This window comes from Lachnoanaerobaculum umeaense (assembly GCF_003589745.1).
In the GTDB taxonomy this organism is placed as follows: domain Bacteria; phylum Bacillota; class Clostridia; order Lachnospirales; family Lachnospiraceae; genus Lachnoanaerobaculum; species Lachnoanaerobaculum umeaense.
On the sequence record NZ_CP032364.1, the window covers coordinates 2,585,509 to 2,603,880 of the forward strand.

Genomic DNA, 18,372 nt, shown 5'->3' on the forward strand with positions numbered 1-18,372 from the left:
TCCTTTTATTGTCCCAGTGCTGCAAAGTAATTATCTAAATATGATTGATATATCTCTAAAAATCTTTGCAATCCATAGGCATCAAGTTTTTTAATGTATTCATTCCAATCCGCATCACTCATTCCGTTCATTATCCAGTCGGATTTCTTTGTATTGATCTCTTTTTTGATATCTGCCAAAAGATTGGATATTTCTTCTGTATCCTGTTGTGACATAAACACATTCGGATAAACATATTCTGTGTGCATATCAGGTGTGTAGATGTCCTTGATCCAATCCAGTCTATACTGTGCATCATCAGGAGTAGTTACATAAACATTGTAATACTCATTTAAAATAGCCAGTGGACCACCTACACTCTGTGCCTCTCTCACTTCTACCGGTGATACATCTCCTAAAGGAAGGTGCTTTAACATAGGATCTCCTTTTGAGTTGGTAGACATTTCAAATATATTGAATTTATCAGTTTCTCCATAAGTACCCCAGTTGTTCTGTGGTGACTGCAAAGGTGCATACATCTGATCAAGCCAGCTACATACCAAAGCCGGGTGCTTTGCAAGTGCTGTAACTACACAACGACCACGATCAAATCCACTTGTGAACGAACCGTTTTGTGGTGTAATATTTCTTGTATCTGCTGTAAGAGCCGGGAGTGGAACCCAATCTTTTAAATTATCAATATTTGCAACATCCCAGCTAAAGCAAACTCCGTATCTTCCGGATTTTCCTTTGGACACATATGTTGACCACTCCTGTGTAAAGCATTCAGGATCTATCAGCCCCTTAGCATACAACTCATGTAACCACTTAATACCTTCTTTATACCCCTCCTGTGTTGCCGCACTGATAACTTTTTTATCATCTGTCACTGCAATATGGCGGTCTTTATCAGCATCACCATATCCTTCTCCAAAGCCGTTGATCAAAATAGCCGGATCCTGATCACCATTGTTTATTATACAGGACATTGGAATTATACTTCCCTCAATATTAAATTCAGACTGTATTTCACTTGCATGATCTTTAAACTGCTGCAATACATTTTCAAAGGATTTAATATCTGTCGGAACCTCCAGTCCCAAAAAGTCCAACCATTTTTTATTTATATAGCTCATGCCTCCTACAGTTTGAATAGCTGTCTTTCCCTCTCCAAGTTGTTCTATCCATGGAAGTGAATATATATGACCGTCTGTAGCTGTAACCATGGCTCTATACTCAGGATATTTCTCAAAGACTTTCTTTAAATTAGGCATATCCTTATCAATATAATCTTCAAGTGGAATTATTACTCCCTGATCGGCGTATTTTAACAGATTGCTGTCACTAAAACCGCCTGAAAATACAAAGTCCTGTAAAGTTTTATAATTAACCATTTGAAGTGCTATCTTATCACCCCACTGATCTGTAGGGATCGCAGTCCAATCTACATGTACATTGGTGGCTTCTTCAAGTCTTTCAAAGATGGCTCTCTTATTAGGATTAGGCTCTGATGCTGTAGGATATGAAATCAATCCTGTAATAGTTTCTTTTTCCTTTAATGGGAATGTATAACTCTCATCCAGTGCCTGATTTGTATCTGTCTGATTATATCCGAAAAATAGTTCTCCACATCCCGTTGTTGTAAATGCAACTGCTGCCACTGTTAATAATACCATGGTCTTTTTGTATATCTTTTTAATCATAATGACATCCTTTCCACTTATCAACCCTTTACAGAACCTGCCATTATACCCGCATCAAAATATTTTTGGAAGAACGGATACATTGCAATCAGAGGCAGAGAAGAAATAATAATAGTTGCATATTTTAAAAGCTCACCGATTTGTGCTCTTGCCGCTGTACTTTGAATATCTGCAATCATACCTGATTGAGGTTGATTCTGTATCAATATTGCACGAAGTACAAGCTGTAACGGTTGCTTTGCTTCATCACTTAAATATACCATTGCATCAAAGTAACTATTCCACATTACGACAAATTGCCATAGCACCAGCACCGCTATTACAGGCTTACATACAGGCAAAAGTATTTTAAAGAAATATGTTATTTCATTGGCACCGTCCACCTCTGCCGCCTCACGAAGCTCAGCAGGTATATTCTGGTAGTAAGTTCTTGCAATGATCATGTTCCAAACGCTGAATGCACCCGGAAGAATAATTGCCCACATACTGTTTAATAAGCCCAAATCACTGATAACAAGATATGTCGGAATAAGTCCTCCTCCAAAAAACATTGTAATAACGAAGATAATATTGATTAACTTTCTTCCACGAAAGTCAGGTCTTGACATAGGATATGCTGCAAGAAGTGTAATCATTACAGATACCACTGTAAAAACCACTGAATACACTATAGCATTGTAAAATCCTACCCAGATCTGTTTATTACTTATTACACGCTCATATGCTGTGGCTGTCCATTTGCTGAAGTCAAAGCTTATACCGCTGTTTTGCAATGTTACAGGATCAATAAATGATGCTACGATAATATATATTATCGGTATGATTATCGAAAAAACAAAAAGTCCCAAAAAGATATTTCCGCCAAGGGTAAACACTTTATCTGAAGTACTTTGTGATAAAAATGATTTTTTCCTCTTCATAATCTAAATTCCCTTTCCATCATTCATCTTTGCCACGATCTTGTTAATGGCAATCAACAATATAACATTGATAACGGTATTGAAAAGACCTACCGCAGTAGAAAAGCTGTAATCTCCGTCCAGAAGACCTTTCTTATACACATAAGTTGCAATAATCTCAGATGATTTTAAGTTCATATCGGTTTGTAATGCATAGGCTTTTTCAAAACCGATACTCATAATATTTCCTGCCTGCATAATGAATTGAATCACAACGATATCCTTGATTGCAGGCCAGTCAACCACTTTAATCTGTTGCCAGATATTTGCACCGTCCAGCTCAGCCGCCTCACGAAGCTCCTGACTTGCATTGGAAAGTGCAGCCGTGTACATAATAGACGCCCAGCCTGCACCCTGCCAGATACCTGAAAAAATATAAATACTTCTGAATGCTTCCGGCATCGTCATAAAGTTTATACTTGATCCGAACAGATGATTAATAGGACCTGTGACTGAAAGGAGAATTCTTACCATACCGCAAAGTACAATAACAGAAACAAAATTCGGCATATACAGTATTGTTTGAATTTTCTTTTTTATATTATTGCTTCCAATTCTGTTTAACAGTAATGCCAAAATGATAGGAACCGGAAATCCCCAAAGTAATCCATAGGCACTCAGTTTCAATGTATTGGCTAAATATCTCATAAAATCAGGTGATGATAGGAAACGCTCGAAGAACTTAAATCCGACCCATTCACTTCCGACTATTCCCTTAATGGGATTAAACCTTTGAAATGCGATTAAAATACCGCCCATTGGAAGATACCTAAATATAAGTGTCAACAAAAGTGCCGGCCCTATAAAAATAATATAGAGTTCCCAGTGTTTCGACATATAACTGAGCATTGATTCCGGTTTTTTAACATTTACATCTTGACGTTTTGTTTCCATAAAACCTCCTTATTAACTTAATACTGTTAATCTGTTATGCTCATAATAGTTTTATTTTTACATAAAGTCAATACTTTATTTTACATTTGTAAAAATTATTTGATTTATATTTTTACATTTGCCCATTATTTTGACTACCAAATATAAAATATCTATGATATAATGTATCTAGTAAACTATATAACTATTTTTATTTTACATTTGTAAAAATGATATAGTACGAAAGGAAGAAAAATGTCACAAAGGATTACTTTACAGGATATAGCTGATGAACTGGGCGTTTCAAGAAATACTGTATCAAAAGCAATAAATAATACAGGTATTCTTTCTGAATCCACTAAAAAGAAGGTCCTTGCAAAAGCTATAGAAATGGGGTATAAGCAATTCTCCTATGTGGATTTTGATAATGTAAGCAATCAACTCCAGATAAATAATGAAAAAACTGAGATAGCTTTACTTACTACATGGTTTTTAAACGGTTCTCATTTTTCAGCACCCATGCTTGATAAGTTTCAGTTAGAGATCTCTAAATTCGGATACTCTATGAGTATGCATATTGTGCGTGATGAAGATATAAAAAATCTTACATTGCCGGCTTCTCTTCACAATGACAGATTGGCAGGCATTATGTGTATTGAAGTTTTTGACTATGAATATGCTTCCATGCTTTCCACTTTAGATATACCGGTACTTTTTTTAGATTCTCCTATAGATGCACATAAAGAACCTCTAGGTGTAGACAAGCTTTTAATGGAAAATTCTTCACCTATTATTTCTTTTATATCAAGAGAAGTGCAAAAAGGCATTTCTCGTATAGGCTATGTCGGAGAATATTTACATTGTCAATCATTTTTTGAAAGATATATGGCATATCGCACCGGTATGAATCTACATAAGCTGCAAATCAATGAGAACTGGTGTCTTACCGGAAACAAACCCGGAAAGTTGCATCCTGACACAAATGACTATCAATCTTACTTACAGGAAGAGCTGGAAAAACTTTCTGTACTGCCTGAGGTATTTATCTGTGCTAACGACTTTGTCGCATCTGATTTGATCAATGTTTTAAATAAAATGAATATCAAAGTTCCTAAAGAGATTAAGGTCCTTGGATTTGATGATGCTCCGGAAGCACGCATCATATCTCCAAATCTGTCCAGTGTGCATATACATAGTCAGATTTTAGGATTTTCAGCAACCCAACTGCTGCTATCAAGAATAAAGGATCCTGATATGAACTTCAGAACCATGCATTGTGAAACAAACCTCGTTCTTCGTGAATCGACAGGAGATTAATGTTATGAAAAATTTATTTAACCCTGACAATCCTATAATGAACTTTATAGGTAAGCTGCTTGACTGTTTTTTTCTAAATATCTTATGGGTAATAACTTCTATTCCTATTATAACAGCAGGTGCAGCCACCACTGCTCTTTACTACTGTACAATTAAGCTGGCAAAAGATGAGCCTATGGCTTTGTTTACAGACTATTTTCATTCTTTTAAGCTAAACTTTATACCTGCCACCAAGTTGACAGTTATTCTTCTTATAATTGGCGGTGTACTCGGCACAGATGCCTATATTTTTTTGCATATTAAAATGCCGGTGCTTCTATGGTGTATAGGCATGGGACTTTTAGCTTTGTTTACTATTTTTTATACAATTGTTTTGCTCTATGTGTTTGTACTTCTGTCTCATTTTGATAACAGTGTCAAGAATATGATTTGTAATGCCTTTGTAGTAGGTATACGCTTCATATTTTGTACTATTATAATTGCATCCATACACTTTATAGTATTTTTTATTACTATAAAACTGTTTTTTCCTCTTCTATTTTTAGGTATGGGCTTCATTGCTTTTTTAAGTTCATATTTTTTAAAAAATATAATTTTTTATATTGAAGAGAGCCAAAATAAAAGGGGAAGGGTAAATGAATAATTATAATTTACATGGCAGAAAAAAACTGGAATATATATGGGACTATTATAAACTGCCTATTATTACCGGTATTATTATATTTTATATTGTCGGCTATTTTTCTTATAAGTTTATCACTAAAAAAAATACTTTATTATCTGTAGCCACTGTTAATATAGAGTTTTCACCTGAAAACACTATGAAACTTTCAGATGAATATCTCAAACATAAGAATTTAAGTAATAAAAGATATAATATTGATTTTTTTAATAATCTAATGTCTGAGGGAAATATAAATGATGGAACTTCATATGAATATGCCTATGCTTCATCAATGAAGTTACTTGCTTTAATGACTGATAAAGCTTTAGATGTTGTAATAATGGATGATAAGGCTTATCAGACTTTTTCAGACAATGAATATTTATATTTTCTTGACCATTTTGAACTTTATAAATACATAACTCCAAAAAATGATGCTATATGTATTTCAAGTCCTTATTTTTCATCTGATATATATATAGGTATAATACAAAACAGTCAACATATAGATGAATCCCTCCGGTATATTCAATATCTAATAAATATTTTATCCAACTCTTAGTATAAATATAAAAAGCCGACATCTCTGTCGGCTTGTATTTTTGGGAGGAGAGCCGATATGTACCGGCTCGAGTATTATGAAAAAAATCTTTTATTTTTATAGACTAGCTATCTCTTGTCTATGTAATGAATTATAGAAAACAAAAGTGGCTAAAGTTTGTTTTTTATGTAAAAGGTTTTTGAATTGGATATGAACATTATATGAACTCTACAATTTTTCTCTATATACTTTTTAAAATAAAAAGACCACCATATCCCTTTTGGGGAATATATGGCGATCTTTAATTTATTCAATCTTTTTAAAAAATTTACTTCCAAGCTGGTATATAAGCACCTTTGTAGGTATCTTCTATGACTTTCTTTACATCATCACTCTGGAATGCTTTTACTACCTTTTGATAATTCTCATTATCCTTATCTTCAATTCTTGCAACAATAATATTTACATAAGGATTATCTGCACCATCCTCAGTCTTTTCAAGGTAAATAGAATCTTTCTCAGGATTAAGTCCATTGTCTACAGCATGTCCTCCATTAATCACTGCAGCTGCCACATCAGGTAAAAGACTTGGTGTATTTGCAGCTTCTACTTCTGTGAACTTGATATTCTTCGGATTCTCAGTAATATCACTCAGAGTAGGTGTATATCCTGCCTCAGGATTTACTTTAATAACTCCTGCACTCTCAAGCACTTTCAATGCTCTACCACCATTTGTCGCATCACTTGGTATAGCTATAGTATCTCCATCTTTTAATTCTGAAAGGTCAGTGATTTTCTTTGAATATACACCAAGAGGAGCTATTATGGTATCGCCTATAGCTTCAATCTTATATCCATTGTCCTTAATATCATTTGCAAGATATGCCTTATGCTGGAAAGCGTTCAAGTCTATCTCTCCATCATTCAAAGCTCTATTTGGCAGTGAATAATCTGCAAACTTTACAAGCTCCAATGTAATACCATCCTTAGCCATTGCCTCTATTACCGGAGTCCATTGCTCGTTATTTTCTCCTACAACACCAAGCTTGATAGTTGTAGAACCCTCAGCCTTTGTGCTTTCTCCTGCAGTACCGCTTGCATTATCTCCTGTCGCAGTATTTGTATCTGCCTTCTGGCTTGAACCACATGCAGTAAGTCCCAATGCAAGTATTGCACCTACTGCCAATAATTTACTTAATTTTCTCATAATAAACCTCCTTATGATTATATATTTTATTAGTGACTTGAACAAAATCAAATCACTATATAAAACCTATTTTAATGTGTACTTTTCTTTATAGCTCTGTTTCCAAATCCCTGTATCAAGCTTACCATCATAAGTATAATGATTACTGTTACATAGGTTACATCTGTTTGATTTCTTTGATGTCCGTATCTTATAGCAAAGTCCCCAAGACCTCCACCACCTATAGCTCCCGCCATTGCTGTGAGGCCCAAAAGTGAAATAAATGTAATCTGTACACCTCTGATAATACCAGGCAAGCTTTCTCTAAGATACACTCTGAATATTATCTCTATAGGTGATGAACCCATACTCTGTGCAGCCTCTATCAGCCCATTGTCCACTTCATATAGTGCACTTTCAATCTGCCTTGTAAAGAAAGGTACTGTGCCAAATACCAGTGGAAGTATCGCTCCTTTAGTACCTATTGCAGTTCCTACCACCATTCTTGTAAACGGTATAAGTGCTGCAAGCAATATTACAAAAGGGATAGATCTAAATACATTTATTAACTTATCAAGTATATTGTAGACAAAAATATTCCTAAGTATACCCTTTGGTTGGGTAACCACCATTATGACTCCAAATATAAGTCCGAAAAAAAGTGAAATCGCACCTGATAATACCATCATATTCAGAGTTTGTAAAGTCGCATCTATAAGCTCATCAGGTTTAGCCGATATGTTTGGTAAGAGAATGTGTAGAAATTCTTTCATCCTTTATCACCTCCACTCCTACTTCTTTATCATGCAGATAATTTATAGCAGCATCTATGTCTTCTCTTTTTCCACTAACTATTGCCACTGTTCCACCTATCGGAGCATCCTTTACTATCTCAACATCTGCATATATTATATTTAGATTTATATTAAACTTTCTGGATATCTCAGAAATCAATGCCTCAGAGGTGTTGGCCTTCTTATAGCTGAGTCTTAATATGACCTCTCCCGGTTTTAATTTAGCTACATCTGAACCTGAAGCAATAAGTCCTTCTATCTTTTGAAGATTTGAGGTCGTCTTTATAAAGTCTTTTGTAATCTGATGTTTTGGATTGGCAAAAATAGAGAAAACATCTCCTTCTTCCACCACATTTCCATTTTCCATTACTGCAACTCTGTCACATATTTGCTTTACCACTGCCATCTCATGTGTGATGACTACTATGGTGATACCCAGTTTCTTGTTTAAATCTTGTAAAAGTTCCAAAATGGAAGCTGTGGTCTGTGGATCAAGTGCCGAGGTCGCCTCATCACATAAAAGAACCTTCGGATCATTTGCCAATGCTCTTGCTATTGCCACTCTTTGTTTTTGTCCACCTGAGAGCTGGCTTGGATAAGCGTTCTCTTTATCTGCTATATCCACAAGTGATAACAGTTCTCTTACCTTTTTTCTCTTTGCTTCCTTTGATAATCTACATCCAAAAAGCGAATACTCTACATTTCCTGCCACTGTTCTGGATGGCATCAAGTTAAAATGTTGGAAAATCATCCCAATCTTTTTCCTTGCCATCCTAAGATCTCTAGCCTTGAGGGCTGTCAAATCATTGCCGTCTACAATCACATTTCCTGTATCAGGTCTTTCCAATAGATTTATGCATCTGACAAGTGTAGACTTTCCTGCACCGGAAAATCCTATTATGCCAAATATTTCTCCCTTATCAATCACTAAAGATACATCTTTTACTGCATGTACAGTATTGTTTCCGGCACTGAAATTCTTAGTAACATTTTTCAGTTCAATCATTGTATCCTTATTTCCTCATTCCTATTATGTTAGTGGGTATTATAAAGCACCTGCAAAAAAATTGCAAGCGCTTTATAAATAAATTTTATTTATCTTTTCCTATTCTCCATACTCCCGGACTGAATAAAAGAAGCATAGGGTACAACTCCAGTCTGCCTGCCAACATATCAAATGTCAGCACAAGCTTTGAGAAATATGAATATATATTAAAGTTTGCCATAGGGCCTACCTTTGCAAGCCCAGGACCTATATTGTTAAATGTTGCCGCTACTGCTGTAAAATTTGTCTCAAAGTCAAAATTATTAAGTGATAATAAGAACATTGAAACTACATATATCATAATATATGTTAACATGAAAACTCGGATATTGTTTAATACAGGCTTTTCAAGTACCTTGCCATCCATTTTAATCGTCTTTACTCCCCTTGGGTGAATATAGTAACCGATCTCTTGGAATACGGACTTTAACATTACTATGATTCTTGAAACCTTAATACCACCACCTGTACTTCCGGCACAGGCACCACACATCATAAGGAAGATAATTACATTCCTTGATAGCTGTGGCCAAAGGTCAAAATCTGTGGTCGAATATCCGGTAGTAGTTATAATAGAACCTACCTGGAATGCCGCATGGTTTAAGGCTATCATAATATTTTCAAAATAGCCTCTGATATTTATAGTAATTACTACAATGGCTGCAAATATAATTCCAAAATACCATCTGACCTCTTCTATCTTGAATGCATCTTTCTTATGTTTTCCAAGCATTAAAAAGTATGCATTGAAGTTTACGCCAAACAGTATCATAAAGATTGTTACTACAACCTGAATAGCATAGGAATAACCACCTAAGCTGTCTGCCTTAATTCCAAAACCTCCTGTACCTGCTGTACCAAAAGTAATACAGAGTGCATCAAATATAGGCATCTTTACAAAGAGTAATATAACAAACTCTACAACTGTCATTCCCAAATATATAAGATACAGTATTTTTGCTGTATCTCTAAGTCTTGGTACGAGCTTTCCCACTACAGGCCCCGGACTCTCTGCTTTCATAAGATGCATATTGTAACCACCTGCCATTGGAAGTATGGCAAGCAGCAATACTATAACTCCCATACCACCTACCCAGTGTGTGAAACTTCTCCAAATAAGTGATGTATGGCTTAAACTCTCTACATCTTCTAAAATGCTGGCTCCTGTAGTAGTAAATCCTGATACGGTCTCAAATAGTGCATCTATCATGTTGGGAATCTCCCCGGTAAGTACAAAGGGTATTGCTCCCACTACACTGAGTACTATCCAACTGAGGGCCACCATTACAAAGCCTTCTCTGGCAAAAAATACATTTTCAAATCTTTTCTTGCTGGAAATCAAATAACCTATAATAGCTGAAGCCACTCCTACAATCAAGTATGCCATACCCTCATGTTCGCCATATATAAGCGATGTCACTGACGGTATCAAAAAACAGGCAGACTCTAGCATCATAACTTTTCCCACTATATAAAATATAATTGAATAATTCATTACTTTAATATATCCTCTAAATTTTGCATACCTGTAATTCTTGTTATAATAATAACTGAATCATTCTTTTGCAATGTTGACTTACCGTTTGGTATCATAACTTTACCATTTCTTATAATACATGCCAGTAAAACACCTTCCTTTATTGGCAAGGCTTCCAGTGTAGCACCTGTCATCTCAGAATCCTCCTTGATATAAAATTCAAGTGCTTCGGCCTTTCCATGTATTATCTTATACAGTGCCTCAACATTGTTACTTCCCACACTGTTTTGTAAACCTCTTACATATCTTACAATATATTCGGCTGTGATATGCTTTGGATAAATCATACTTCCCAGATCAAACTTCTCTATAATCTCATCAAAGGCTATACGATTTATCTTTGTTACTATCTTTGCATTGGATACGCTCTTTGCATAAAGTGAAAGAAATGCATTCTCCTCATCTATTCCTGTAAGTGAAACAAATGAAGAACAGTTCTCTATCCCCTCTTCTAAGAGTACATCCTTATCTGCCGCATCACCATGAATGATTACAGCCTTTGGCAACATTGCTGAAAGTTCCTCACATCTTTCATGTGACTTTTCTACTATCTTCACCTTTATACCAAGTGGTATAAGCTGATTTGCCAGATAGTAGGCAATAGTTCCACCACCAACTATCATAGTATCTTTTACTTCTGTATTGCTGCATCCAACCTTTTTAAAGAAATCTCTGGCATTCTCTGTGGAAGCCACCACACTGATAATATCTCCACTTTGAATTACAAAGCTACCATTTGGTATGATTACTTCCTCTCCTCTTTCCACTGCACATATAAGAATATCGGATTTTATATTTCTACCCACGTCTATGAGGCTTTTTCCAACCAAAATATTATCCTCTACAATTTTATATTCTAAGAGTTCCACTCTACCTCTTCCAAAGGTATCAATCTCTATTGCCGATGGAAATCTAAGTAGTCTTGCCATCTCTGTAGATGCTGCATACTCAGGATTTATCGTCATCGCAAGTCCAAGCTCTTTTTTCATAAAGCCGATATCCTGACTGTACTCCGGATTTCTTACTCTGGCTATTGTATGCTCTGCTCCCGCCTTTTTTCCTACCATGCAACAGAGCAAATTTAGCTCATCTGATTCTGTAACTGCAATCAAAAGATCTGCATCCTCTACTCCTGCCTCCACCAATATTGTATGTGTTGCTCCGTTTCCTGTAAGACCCATTATATCAAGTCTGGTTGCCAGAGCCTTTACCACTGATTCATCTGTATCTACTATTACTATATCATGTCCTTCGGCACTGAGTTGCTCAGCAATGGTTGAACCCACCTTGCCACAGCCTACAATTATTATTTGCATTCCTATCTCCATTATTGAAATACTTAGATTTATGTTACCTGATAACATCTGCCTATTGTAACATACTACAATTATATTTTCCATATATAAGCATTACCTTCTTTACTACTGTAATCTATTTTGCTATACTGTAGAAAAATATATTTGTATGGAGGTTTATGTGAAAGTACAAAATATCAAAGATGTTGATGCTTTTTTTAAAGTAGTTGATGAATGCAAAGGAACTATTGAGTTAGTTTCTCCTGAAGGTGATAGAGTCAATCTAAAGAGTAAGCTTACACAGTATCTATCTATGGCTAATATCTTTTCAAACGGCTATATCAAGGAGCTTGACTTAGTTGCCCATGATAAAGAGGATGTAGAAAGACTTATAAAGTTTATGTATCAGGGTGAATAAAATATTTACCAAAATGGAGTTGTTGTAATATGGATATGTGTAATGTCTATATGTCAGCAACTCTATTTTAAAAAGATATATTACATAATAAAACTATAAAGGGTGGGTTGAAAATCAACCCACCCAAAATATATAAACTAAATCTGTTTAGTATATACATATACCATATTCGTCTACATAATATCCATCAGGTGTAATAGTATTAAATAATACTCCATATGATGGGTCTAAATAATACCAATTACCGCTTGATTTCACCCATCCGGTTCTCATACTGTAATCAGAGTCAAAATAATACCATTTACCATCTATTTTCTCCCAACCATTAACAGCATAGCCCCAATAATTGAAGTAGTACCATGATCCATTAACCTTTACCCATTTATTCCATGGATAGCTACCATCTGAATATTCAAGCCACCAGCCATAACCATCGTATCTCCATGTTACTGTATTATTTTGTTTCTTGTTATTTGTATTACCTGTATTATTTGTATTACTTGTATTACTTGTATTTGAAGTGTTCCCCGTATTTTTCTGAGATTGCTGTGCTTCATCCCAGGATGACTTGGTTTTTAATCTCCATTTCTGGTCTGCACCGGAATCAGAATCTCTCTGTACTACATTTCTATCTGATGTTACTGACAGTGCTTTCCCGGAGGCTTTACATATCAATCTGTACCATCCATCCCCATCACTAACTATGTACCAATTTGCAGTACCATCATTCACATAATCCCATGCCCACACATTCTTATTATTTTCTCTTGCTGCTGCACCATCTCCACTTACATTTACACCTTTACCTGTATGCATAGATATAAGCTTAAATGAACCATCAGAAAGTTTTTCTATTCTCCACATTTGACGATATAGTCCGGAATTATCTGTAATATTTACATTAGCTCCATTTTTTGTATAGTCATCTATTGTCAATACTCCTCCGGCAGCATTTTCAAAAAAATATTCTCCATTTGAAATCTCGGATGCACTACTTAAGCCTGAGACTGATGATGCGAAGCTTGGTTTTATTAGAGCGGTATATCTTCCCAGAGCTGCACTTCTCATTTCTCCAGGTGATCCACTATAGGTTCCACTGTAATCTATATAATAATACTTAGATGAATCAACATTATACACAATGCCTATATGACCATATGAACTGACCCCAAACTGCCCACCTCCAAATACTACAATATCTCCCGGCTCAGGTGTAGCTTGTCCCGGTGAATATCTTGCCCAATCATCAGGTAACTGATTTGACACATAGTCTCTTGCATTTCCACTTAGACTATAATAATTCCAAAGCTCATTGCTGTAGCCTTTAATCAAGTCCACACACTGTGCACCGTATGCTTTATCATAATCAATAGCCGTACCTATCTTAGACTTTACCCATTCCACAGCAGCCTCTCTAGTGGGCTGTACTGTAGTAGGTGCTGCAAATGTTGGTATACTCATCAATGCTGAAACTGACAGTCCCAGTAAAATAGAAGTTGAGAATTTCATAAAATATCCCCCTTGAATTTTTATTAAATTATATAATATCCGGATATATTATTATTATACTTTTTTCTAAACTAATGTACCCACACAAAAGTGCAGTTTTATTTATTTAAATAAAAAAAGGGGCTGTCGGGAAATGGCAGCTATAAAAGAGGGAGGAGTAACTCAAAACGAGTCACTCCTCCCTAAGTTTTTACATAAAAAAGATGGCTACCCGTCTTCCGTCGAAGTACTATGAAATTTCCGACGTTTCAAATTTTTAGCAAACTATTTAATTTTATACAATTCTTTTAAACCCTTTATTTTAAAGGCTTTTCTTACATAAAAAATAATTTGAAAAAATTGAAAAAATTTTTACAGCATGTTATAATCATAGTACTTCATAGTACTTTACTTTTAGAGGTGTTTATGGCTTATTTTTTGAGAAAAGAAAAGAAGAAAAAAGGTACTTATCTTCAGATGTATGAATCATTTTGGGATAAGGATAAAAAGCAACCAAGAACAAGAAATGTAAAATCTTTTGGTTACGTTGAAGATCTGACTTCAGATGAGATTCCGGATCCGATTAAATTTTATAGCGATTATGTAAAAGAGCAAAATGAGAATAGAACAAAAGTTCTTTCTGAAGAATCCCGTCCTCGTGCATTTTCCACTCCTGTTGAACTTAATATAGGACACTTCTTGCTCTACTCATTGATTGATGAGCTTGATGTTAAGGAAACTATTGATATACTTGCTTCTCAAATGCGTTTTCAGTTCTCTGTATTTGACTTAATTACACAACTTATTTATGCAAGGGTTATATCACCATGCTCTAAGTCAAAGACAGCCTCTCATGTCTTTCCATACATTTACGGCAGCTCTACAATCTCTGAAGACCAAGTATATGACGGGTGTTCTTTCATAGGAGAGTCTTATAAGAAGTACATTGATTTGTTTAATCACTCTTATGAAAAGTATTTTAAAAGAGATTTAAGCAATGTATTTTTCGATTGTACTAATTATTACTTTGAAATTGATCTTCCTAGCGATGACAAGCAAAAGGGACCTTCAAAAGAGAATAGGCACTCTCCGATAATAGGGCAGGCTTTACTTTTAGATGCTGATCTAGTACCTGTCTCCATGCAAATGTATCCCGGAAATGAATCGGAAAAGCCATATATTAGAAAAGTTATTGAAGAAATGAAGCAACGACACAGCGTATCAGGCAAGACAATTCAGGTGGCTGATAAAGGCCTTAATTGTGCAAGAAATATTTATGCTGCAGTTAAAGAAGCTAGTGACGGCTATATATTTTCAAAATCAATACATGGTAAGAATCTAAGTGAAAAGGAAAAGAAATGGGTTCTACTTGAGAATGATACAAATGTCTTTTCTAATTACACTGATGAAAGAGGTAATATATCTTTTCGTCTTAAATCCTGTATTGACAGCTTTGATTACAGTTTTAAAGAGATTGATCCGGAAACAGGAAAAGAGTGTGTTACAAGGTTTTCTGTAAAAGAAAAGCGTATCGTCTCTTATAATCCTAACCTTGCAAAGAAACAAAGGCTTGAAATAATGAAAATGGTCGATAAAGCTTCAAAGTTTTCTACATACAAAAATATCGCTAAAGATGAACTTGGAGATTGTGCTAAATATGTAGACATTATAACTAAAGATAGTACAGGCAAGACAATAAAGCCTATAATAGATTTAAATAAATCTAAGATTGATGAAGATCTTAAATATGCAGGATATAATCTTTTAGTGACATCCGAAATAGATATGGAGCCATTACAGGTATATAAAACATACCATAGCCTATGGAAGATCGAAGAATCTTTTAGACTTACAAAATCATACCTGGATGCAAGACCCGTTTATTTACAGAAAAAAGAAACAATCTATGGGCATTTTTTGATATGCTACCTTAGCTTGTTTCTTTTAAGAGTATTAGAAATCAAGTGTTTCAAGAATAAAATAAACTCTTATGACTTGATCAACTTTATGCGTGATTTTAGGGTGGTAAATAAAGGTGATGATACATATATCAATATATCAAGAAACCAATCTGTTAACGAAAAGGTTAAAAAACTGGTTGGTTTTAGTAACCTTGATGCCCTCTATTTAACCAAAGCTGAAGTCGACAATTTCTTTCAAAACTGTATGCTCTTGGACACCTAAAGTACTAGGTTTTGAGAGAAACGACGGAAGTCAGGTATTATTATTATACTTTTTTCTAAACTAATGTACCCACACAAAAGTGCAGTTTTATTTATTTAAATAAAAAAAGGGGCTGTCGGGAAATGGCAGCTATAAAAGAGGGAGGAGTAACTCAAAACGAGTCACTCCTCCCTAAGTTTTTACATAAAAAAGATGGCTAACGATAACCATCTTTCTCCGTTACATGTTATAATGTAACTATGCTCACAGTTAATTATTATAACGACTTTTTTGAAATAGGTCAACAGAAAATCAACTTTAGCTTATATGAATTGAGTTTACCCGATGACGATCCAGTCTATACCCGGGTCTTTGACAGTTTGCTCACCTAAATAATCATAAAAAAAGTCCTACAACCCGTATATAACCTACATTCTTCAGTTAAAATTTTTGTCAAAATATTTGTTTTAATATATAGTATTTTCTAGTATTTTGTTATATAATAAGGTGTGGAGGTTATTTATGAAAGTTACTACATCAAAATCAAAAAATGCAGAGTCCTTCTATATTTCCAAAAGCTTTATAAATGACAAAGGGGTTAGCACCTCTATAAATGTACGCAAACTTGGTACTCTTGCTGATTTATTAAAAGAGCACGGACCCACTAGAGATGACGTTATGAAATGGGCTCGTGCTGAGGCAAAACTTGAAACACAGAAGTACAAAGAAGATAAAATAGTAAATTTTTCTTTTAACTCAAGCAAACGACTACAGCCACAGCAACAAGTCTTCTATCGTGGAGGTTATCTGTTTTTGCAGTACTTTTATTATAAACTTGGCTTACATAAAGTTTGTAGAAAGATAAGGGATAAGTATAGCTTCAAGTTTGATATCAACTCGATTTTATCGGATTTGATTTACTCCAGAATACTCGAACCTTACAGTAAACGCTCAAGTTACTCTTGTTCTATGGATTTTTTAGAGCCACCATCTTACCAATTACATGATGTATATCGCTCTTTAAATGTACTCGGTAAAGAATGTGACCTTATACAATCTGAAACTTATAGAAATAGTCATTTAGTCGGAAAACGCAATGATAAGCTTCTTTTTTATGATTGTACTAACTATTATTTTGAGATTGAGGATGAAGATGGCATTAAGAGATATGGCAAAAGCAAGGAACACAGACCAAACCCTATAATACAAATGGGTATGTTTATGGATGGTGACGGCATTCCACTTGCTTTTTCTCTATTCCCGGGAAATGCAAATGAACAAACCTCTATTAAACCACTTGAAGAAAAAATTTTAAATGAGTTTGATTGTCAAAAGTTTATTTACTGTAGTGATGCCGGACTTGGTTCAGAAAAAATAAGAAAGTACAATCATATGGGTGAAAGAGCTTTTGTAGTTACTCAATCAATAAAAAAGCTTAATGCACAGGATAGGCAATGGGCGTTAGATACTAAAGGATTCAAACGTTTATCTGATGATAAAATGGTAGATCTAGCCGAAATCTCAAAGGATGATGAGACTATATATTACAAAGATGCTCCATATACACCAAAAGATTTATCTCAAAGACTTATCATCACATATTCACCAAAATATGCCAAATACCAAAAGACTATTAGAGAAAAACAAGTTGACAGAGCTAAGTTAATGCTTGAAAAAGGCAGTATCAAAAAAGAAAGAAGAAATCCTAATGATCCGGCCAGGCTTCTTGGCAGTATTGCGGTAACTGATGATGGTGAAAAAGCAAATGTACATAACTTTCTTAATACAGACAAAATAGATGATGAGGCAAAGTATGATGGTATGTATGCCGTCTCAACAGACCTACTTGACGATAATGTAAGTGAAATACTAAATATAAGCGAAAAGCGTTGGCAAATAGAAGAATGCTTTAGAATTATGAAAACCGAGTTTGAAGCAAGACTGGTATTTTTACAAAGAGCTGATAGAATTACTTCTCACTTCTTAACCTGCTTTTTAGCCTTGATTATTTACAGATATCTTGAAAAATTTTTAGACCACAAGTATACATGCGAAGAGATTCTAAATACCTTAAAAGATTTTAATTTTGCATATGTAAAAGAGCAAGGTTTCATACCTCTATATAAACGAACAGAGCTCACAGATAAACTACATGAGATTTGTCATTTTAATACAGATTTTGAATTTATAACAAAAAGTAAAATGCGGACAATACAAAAACAAAGCAAAGGAAAATAAAATACTATTTTTTTAGTTTCAAAACGAAATAAAAATGCCCTGAAAGCCAGTAAAACACTGGGTTTCAAGGGCATTTTAACTTTTGAAACTGTCAAAGACAGGAGTTTACCATATCCTTAATAATATTCAACACTTATTTATATCCTGTCACTGTAATAGTTCGATTAAAAGT

The 18,372-nt window shown here is 34.7% G+C and carries 15 protein-coding genes and 1 pseudogene; 7 read left to right on the forward strand and 9 right to left on the reverse strand.

The window, feature by feature from the left end; translation table 11 throughout:
* Window positions 1-5: 5 nt before the first annotated feature.
* From D4A81_RS12115 to D4A81_RS12125, 3 genes are read right to left on the reverse strand one after another with little or no spacing between them, the layout of a single operon-like run.
* On the reverse strand, window positions 6-1,682 hold the full coding sequence (locus D4A81_RS12115) for an extracellular solute-binding protein (RefSeq protein ID WP_111525926.1): 1,677 nt from the start codon (window positions 1,680-1,682) through the stop codon (window positions 6-8).
* Window positions 1,683-1,702: 20 nt separating this feature from the next.
* Window positions 1,703-2,602 carry a carbohydrate ABC transporter permease gene (locus D4A81_RS12120; protein ID WP_111525927.1) on the reverse strand — a complete coding sequence of 300 codons (900 nt, stop codon included), beginning with the start codon at window positions 2,600-2,602 and terminating at the stop codon, window positions 1,703-1,705.
* Between the two features lie 3 nt (window positions 2,603-2,605).
* The gene (locus D4A81_RS12125) at window positions 2,606-3,535 is read right to left on the reverse strand and encodes an ABC transporter permease (RefSeq protein WP_111525928.1); all 930 of its coding nucleotides are present in this window, start codon (window positions 3,533-3,535) and stop codon (window positions 2,606-2,608) included.
* Between the two features lie 234 nt (window positions 3,536-3,769).
* Between D4A81_RS12125 and D4A81_RS12130 the strand changes: the two genes are divergently transcribed.
* From D4A81_RS12130 to D4A81_RS12140, 3 genes are read left to right on the forward strand one after another with little or no spacing between them, the layout of a single operon-like run.
* Window positions 3,770-4,831 (forward strand): LacI family DNA-binding transcriptional regulator, encoded by a 1,062-nt coding sequence (locus tag D4A81_RS12130; RefSeq protein WP_111525929.1) that lies wholly within the window; start codon window positions 3,770-3,772, stop codon window positions 4,829-4,831.
* A 4-nt stretch (window positions 4,832-4,835) separates the two neighbouring features.
* Entirely contained in the window at window positions 4,836-5,474 is a 639-nt protein-coding gene (locus tag D4A81_RS12135) for a YesL family protein (RefSeq protein WP_111525930.1), read from the forward strand.
* On the forward strand, window positions 5,467-6,057 hold the full coding sequence (locus tag D4A81_RS12140) for a hypothetical protein (RefSeq protein ID WP_111525931.1): 591 nt from the start codon (window positions 5,467-5,469) through the stop codon (window positions 6,055-6,057). Before D4A81_RS12135 ends, D4A81_RS12140 begins: the two co-directional genes overlap by 8 nt.
* Before the next feature lie 307 nt (window positions 6,058-6,364).
* Here the strand turns inward: D4A81_RS12140 and D4A81_RS12145 are convergent, their stop codons facing one another.
* The 5 genes from D4A81_RS12145 to trkA form a co-directional block, all read right to left on the reverse strand.
* Window positions 6,365-7,243 carry a MetQ/NlpA family ABC transporter substrate-binding protein gene (locus tag D4A81_RS12145; RefSeq protein WP_111525932.1) on the reverse strand — a complete coding sequence of 293 codons (879 nt, stop codon included), beginning with the start codon at window positions 7,241-7,243 and terminating at the stop codon, window positions 6,365-6,367.
* Between the two features lie 71 nt (window positions 7,244-7,314).
* Window positions 7,315-7,995 (reverse strand): methionine ABC transporter permease, encoded by a 681-nt coding sequence (locus D4A81_RS12150; protein WP_111525933.1) that lies wholly within the window; start codon window positions 7,993-7,995, stop codon window positions 7,315-7,317.
* Window positions 7,952-9,022 carry a methionine ABC transporter ATP-binding protein gene (locus D4A81_RS12155; RefSeq protein WP_111525934.1) on the reverse strand — a complete coding sequence of 357 codons (1,071 nt, stop codon included), beginning with the start codon at window positions 9,020-9,022 and terminating at the stop codon, window positions 7,952-7,954. Before D4A81_RS12155 ends, D4A81_RS12150 begins: the two co-directional genes overlap by 44 nt.
* 85 nt (window positions 9,023-9,107) lie before the next feature.
* Window positions 9,108-10,556, reverse strand: a complete 1,449-nt coding sequence (locus D4A81_RS12160; RefSeq protein ID WP_111525935.1) for a TrkH family potassium uptake protein — start codon at window positions 10,554-10,556, stop codon at window positions 9,108-9,110.
* The gene (gene trkA, locus D4A81_RS12165; RefSeq protein ID WP_111525936.1) at window positions 10,556-11,914 is read right to left on the reverse strand and encodes a Trk system potassium transporter TrkA; all 1,359 of its coding nucleotides are present in this window, start codon (window positions 11,912-11,914) and stop codon (window positions 10,556-10,558) included. The genes D4A81_RS12160 and trkA overlap by 1 nt, the downstream gene beginning before the upstream one ends.
* Window positions 11,915-12,074: 160 nt before the next feature.
* Here trkA and D4A81_RS12170 point away from each other — a divergent pair, with 160 nt between their 5' ends.
* The gene (locus tag D4A81_RS12170; protein WP_111525937.1) at window positions 12,075-12,311 is read left to right on the forward strand and encodes a polya polymerase; all 237 of its coding nucleotides are present in this window, start codon (window positions 12,075-12,077) and stop codon (window positions 12,309-12,311) included.
* Between the two features lie 147 nt (window positions 12,312-12,458).
* Here D4A81_RS12170 and D4A81_RS12175 read toward each other — a convergent pair whose 3' ends face one another.
* On the reverse strand, window positions 12,459-13,820 hold the full coding sequence (locus tag D4A81_RS12175; RefSeq protein WP_111525938.1) for an RICIN domain-containing protein: 1,362 nt from the start codon (window positions 13,818-13,820) through the stop codon (window positions 12,459-12,461).
* 405 nt (window positions 13,821-14,225) lie between these two features.
* Between D4A81_RS12175 and D4A81_RS12180 the strand changes: the two genes are divergently transcribed.
* From D4A81_RS12180 to D4A81_RS12185, 3 genes and pseudogenes are all read left to right on the forward strand, one after another.
* On the forward strand, window positions 14,226-15,983 hold the full coding sequence (locus D4A81_RS12180; protein WP_119808321.1) for an IS1634 family transposase: 1,758 nt from the start codon (window positions 14,226-14,228) through the stop codon (window positions 15,981-15,983).
* 239 nt (window positions 15,984-16,222) lie between these two features.
* Window positions 16,223-16,327 (forward strand): annotated as a pseudogene (locus D4A81_RS13905) (transposase); the annotation flags it as partial.
* A 157-nt stretch (window positions 16,328-16,484) separates the two neighbouring features.
* Entirely contained in the window at window positions 16,485-18,200 is a 1,716-nt protein-coding gene (locus D4A81_RS12185; protein ID WP_111525744.1) for an IS1634 family transposase, read from the forward strand.
* The last annotated feature ends 172 nt before the right edge of the window (window positions 18,201-18,372 follow it).

What these genes read in the sequence shown, in the direction of transcription:
- D4A81_RS12120 (WP_111525927.1), bottom strand. Translation starts at nt 2,602, where the DNA reads ATGAAGAGGAAAAAATCATTTTTATCACAAAGTACTTCAGATAAAGTG.
- D4A81_RS12185 (WP_111525744.1), top strand. Translation starts at nt 16,485, where the DNA reads ATGAAAGTTACTACATCAAAATCAAAAAATGCAGAGTCCTTCTATATT.
- D4A81_RS12115 (WP_111525926.1), bottom strand. Translation starts at nt 1,682, where the DNA reads ATGATTAAAAAGATATACAAAAAGACCATGGTATTATTAACAGTGGCA.
- D4A81_RS12150 (WP_111525933.1), bottom strand. Translation starts at nt 7,995, where the DNA reads ATGAAAGAATTTCTACACATTCTCTTACCAAACATATCGGCTAAACCT.
- D4A81_RS12160 (WP_111525935.1), bottom strand. Translation starts at nt 10,556, where the DNA reads ATGAATTATTCAATTATATTTTATATAGTGGGAAAAGTTATGATGCTA.
- trkA (WP_111525936.1), bottom strand. Translation starts at nt 11,914, where the DNA reads ATGCAAATAATAATTGTAGGCTGTGGCAAGGTGGGTTCAACCATTGCT.
- D4A81_RS12130 (WP_111525929.1), top strand. Translation starts at nt 3,770, where the DNA reads ATGTCACAAAGGATTACTTTACAGGATATAGCTGATGAACTGGGCGTT.
- D4A81_RS12155 (WP_111525934.1), bottom strand. Translation starts at nt 9,022, where the DNA reads ATGATTGAACTGAAAAATGTTACTAAGAATTTCAGTGCCGGAAACAAT.
- D4A81_RS12145 (WP_111525932.1), bottom strand. Translation starts at nt 7,243, where the DNA reads ATGAGAAAATTAAGTAAATTATTGGCAGTAGGTGCAATACTTGCATTG.
- D4A81_RS12140 (WP_111525931.1), top strand. Translation starts at nt 5,467, where the DNA reads ATGAATAATTATAATTTACATGGCAGAAAAAAACTGGAATATATATGG.
- D4A81_RS12125 (WP_111525928.1), bottom strand. Translation starts at nt 3,535, where the DNA reads ATGGAAACAAAACGTCAAGATGTAAATGTTAAAAAACCGGAATCAATG.
- D4A81_RS12175 (WP_111525938.1), bottom strand. Translation starts at nt 13,820, where the DNA reads ATGAAATTCTCAACTTCTATTTTACTGGGACTGTCAGTTTCAGCATTG.
- D4A81_RS12180 (WP_119808321.1), top strand. Translation starts at nt 14,226, where the DNA reads ATGGCTTATTTTTTGAGAAAAGAAAAGAAGAAAAAAGGTACTTATCTT.
- D4A81_RS12135 (WP_111525930.1), top strand. Translation starts at nt 4,836, where the DNA reads ATGAAAAATTTATTTAACCCTGACAATCCTATAATGAACTTTATAGGT.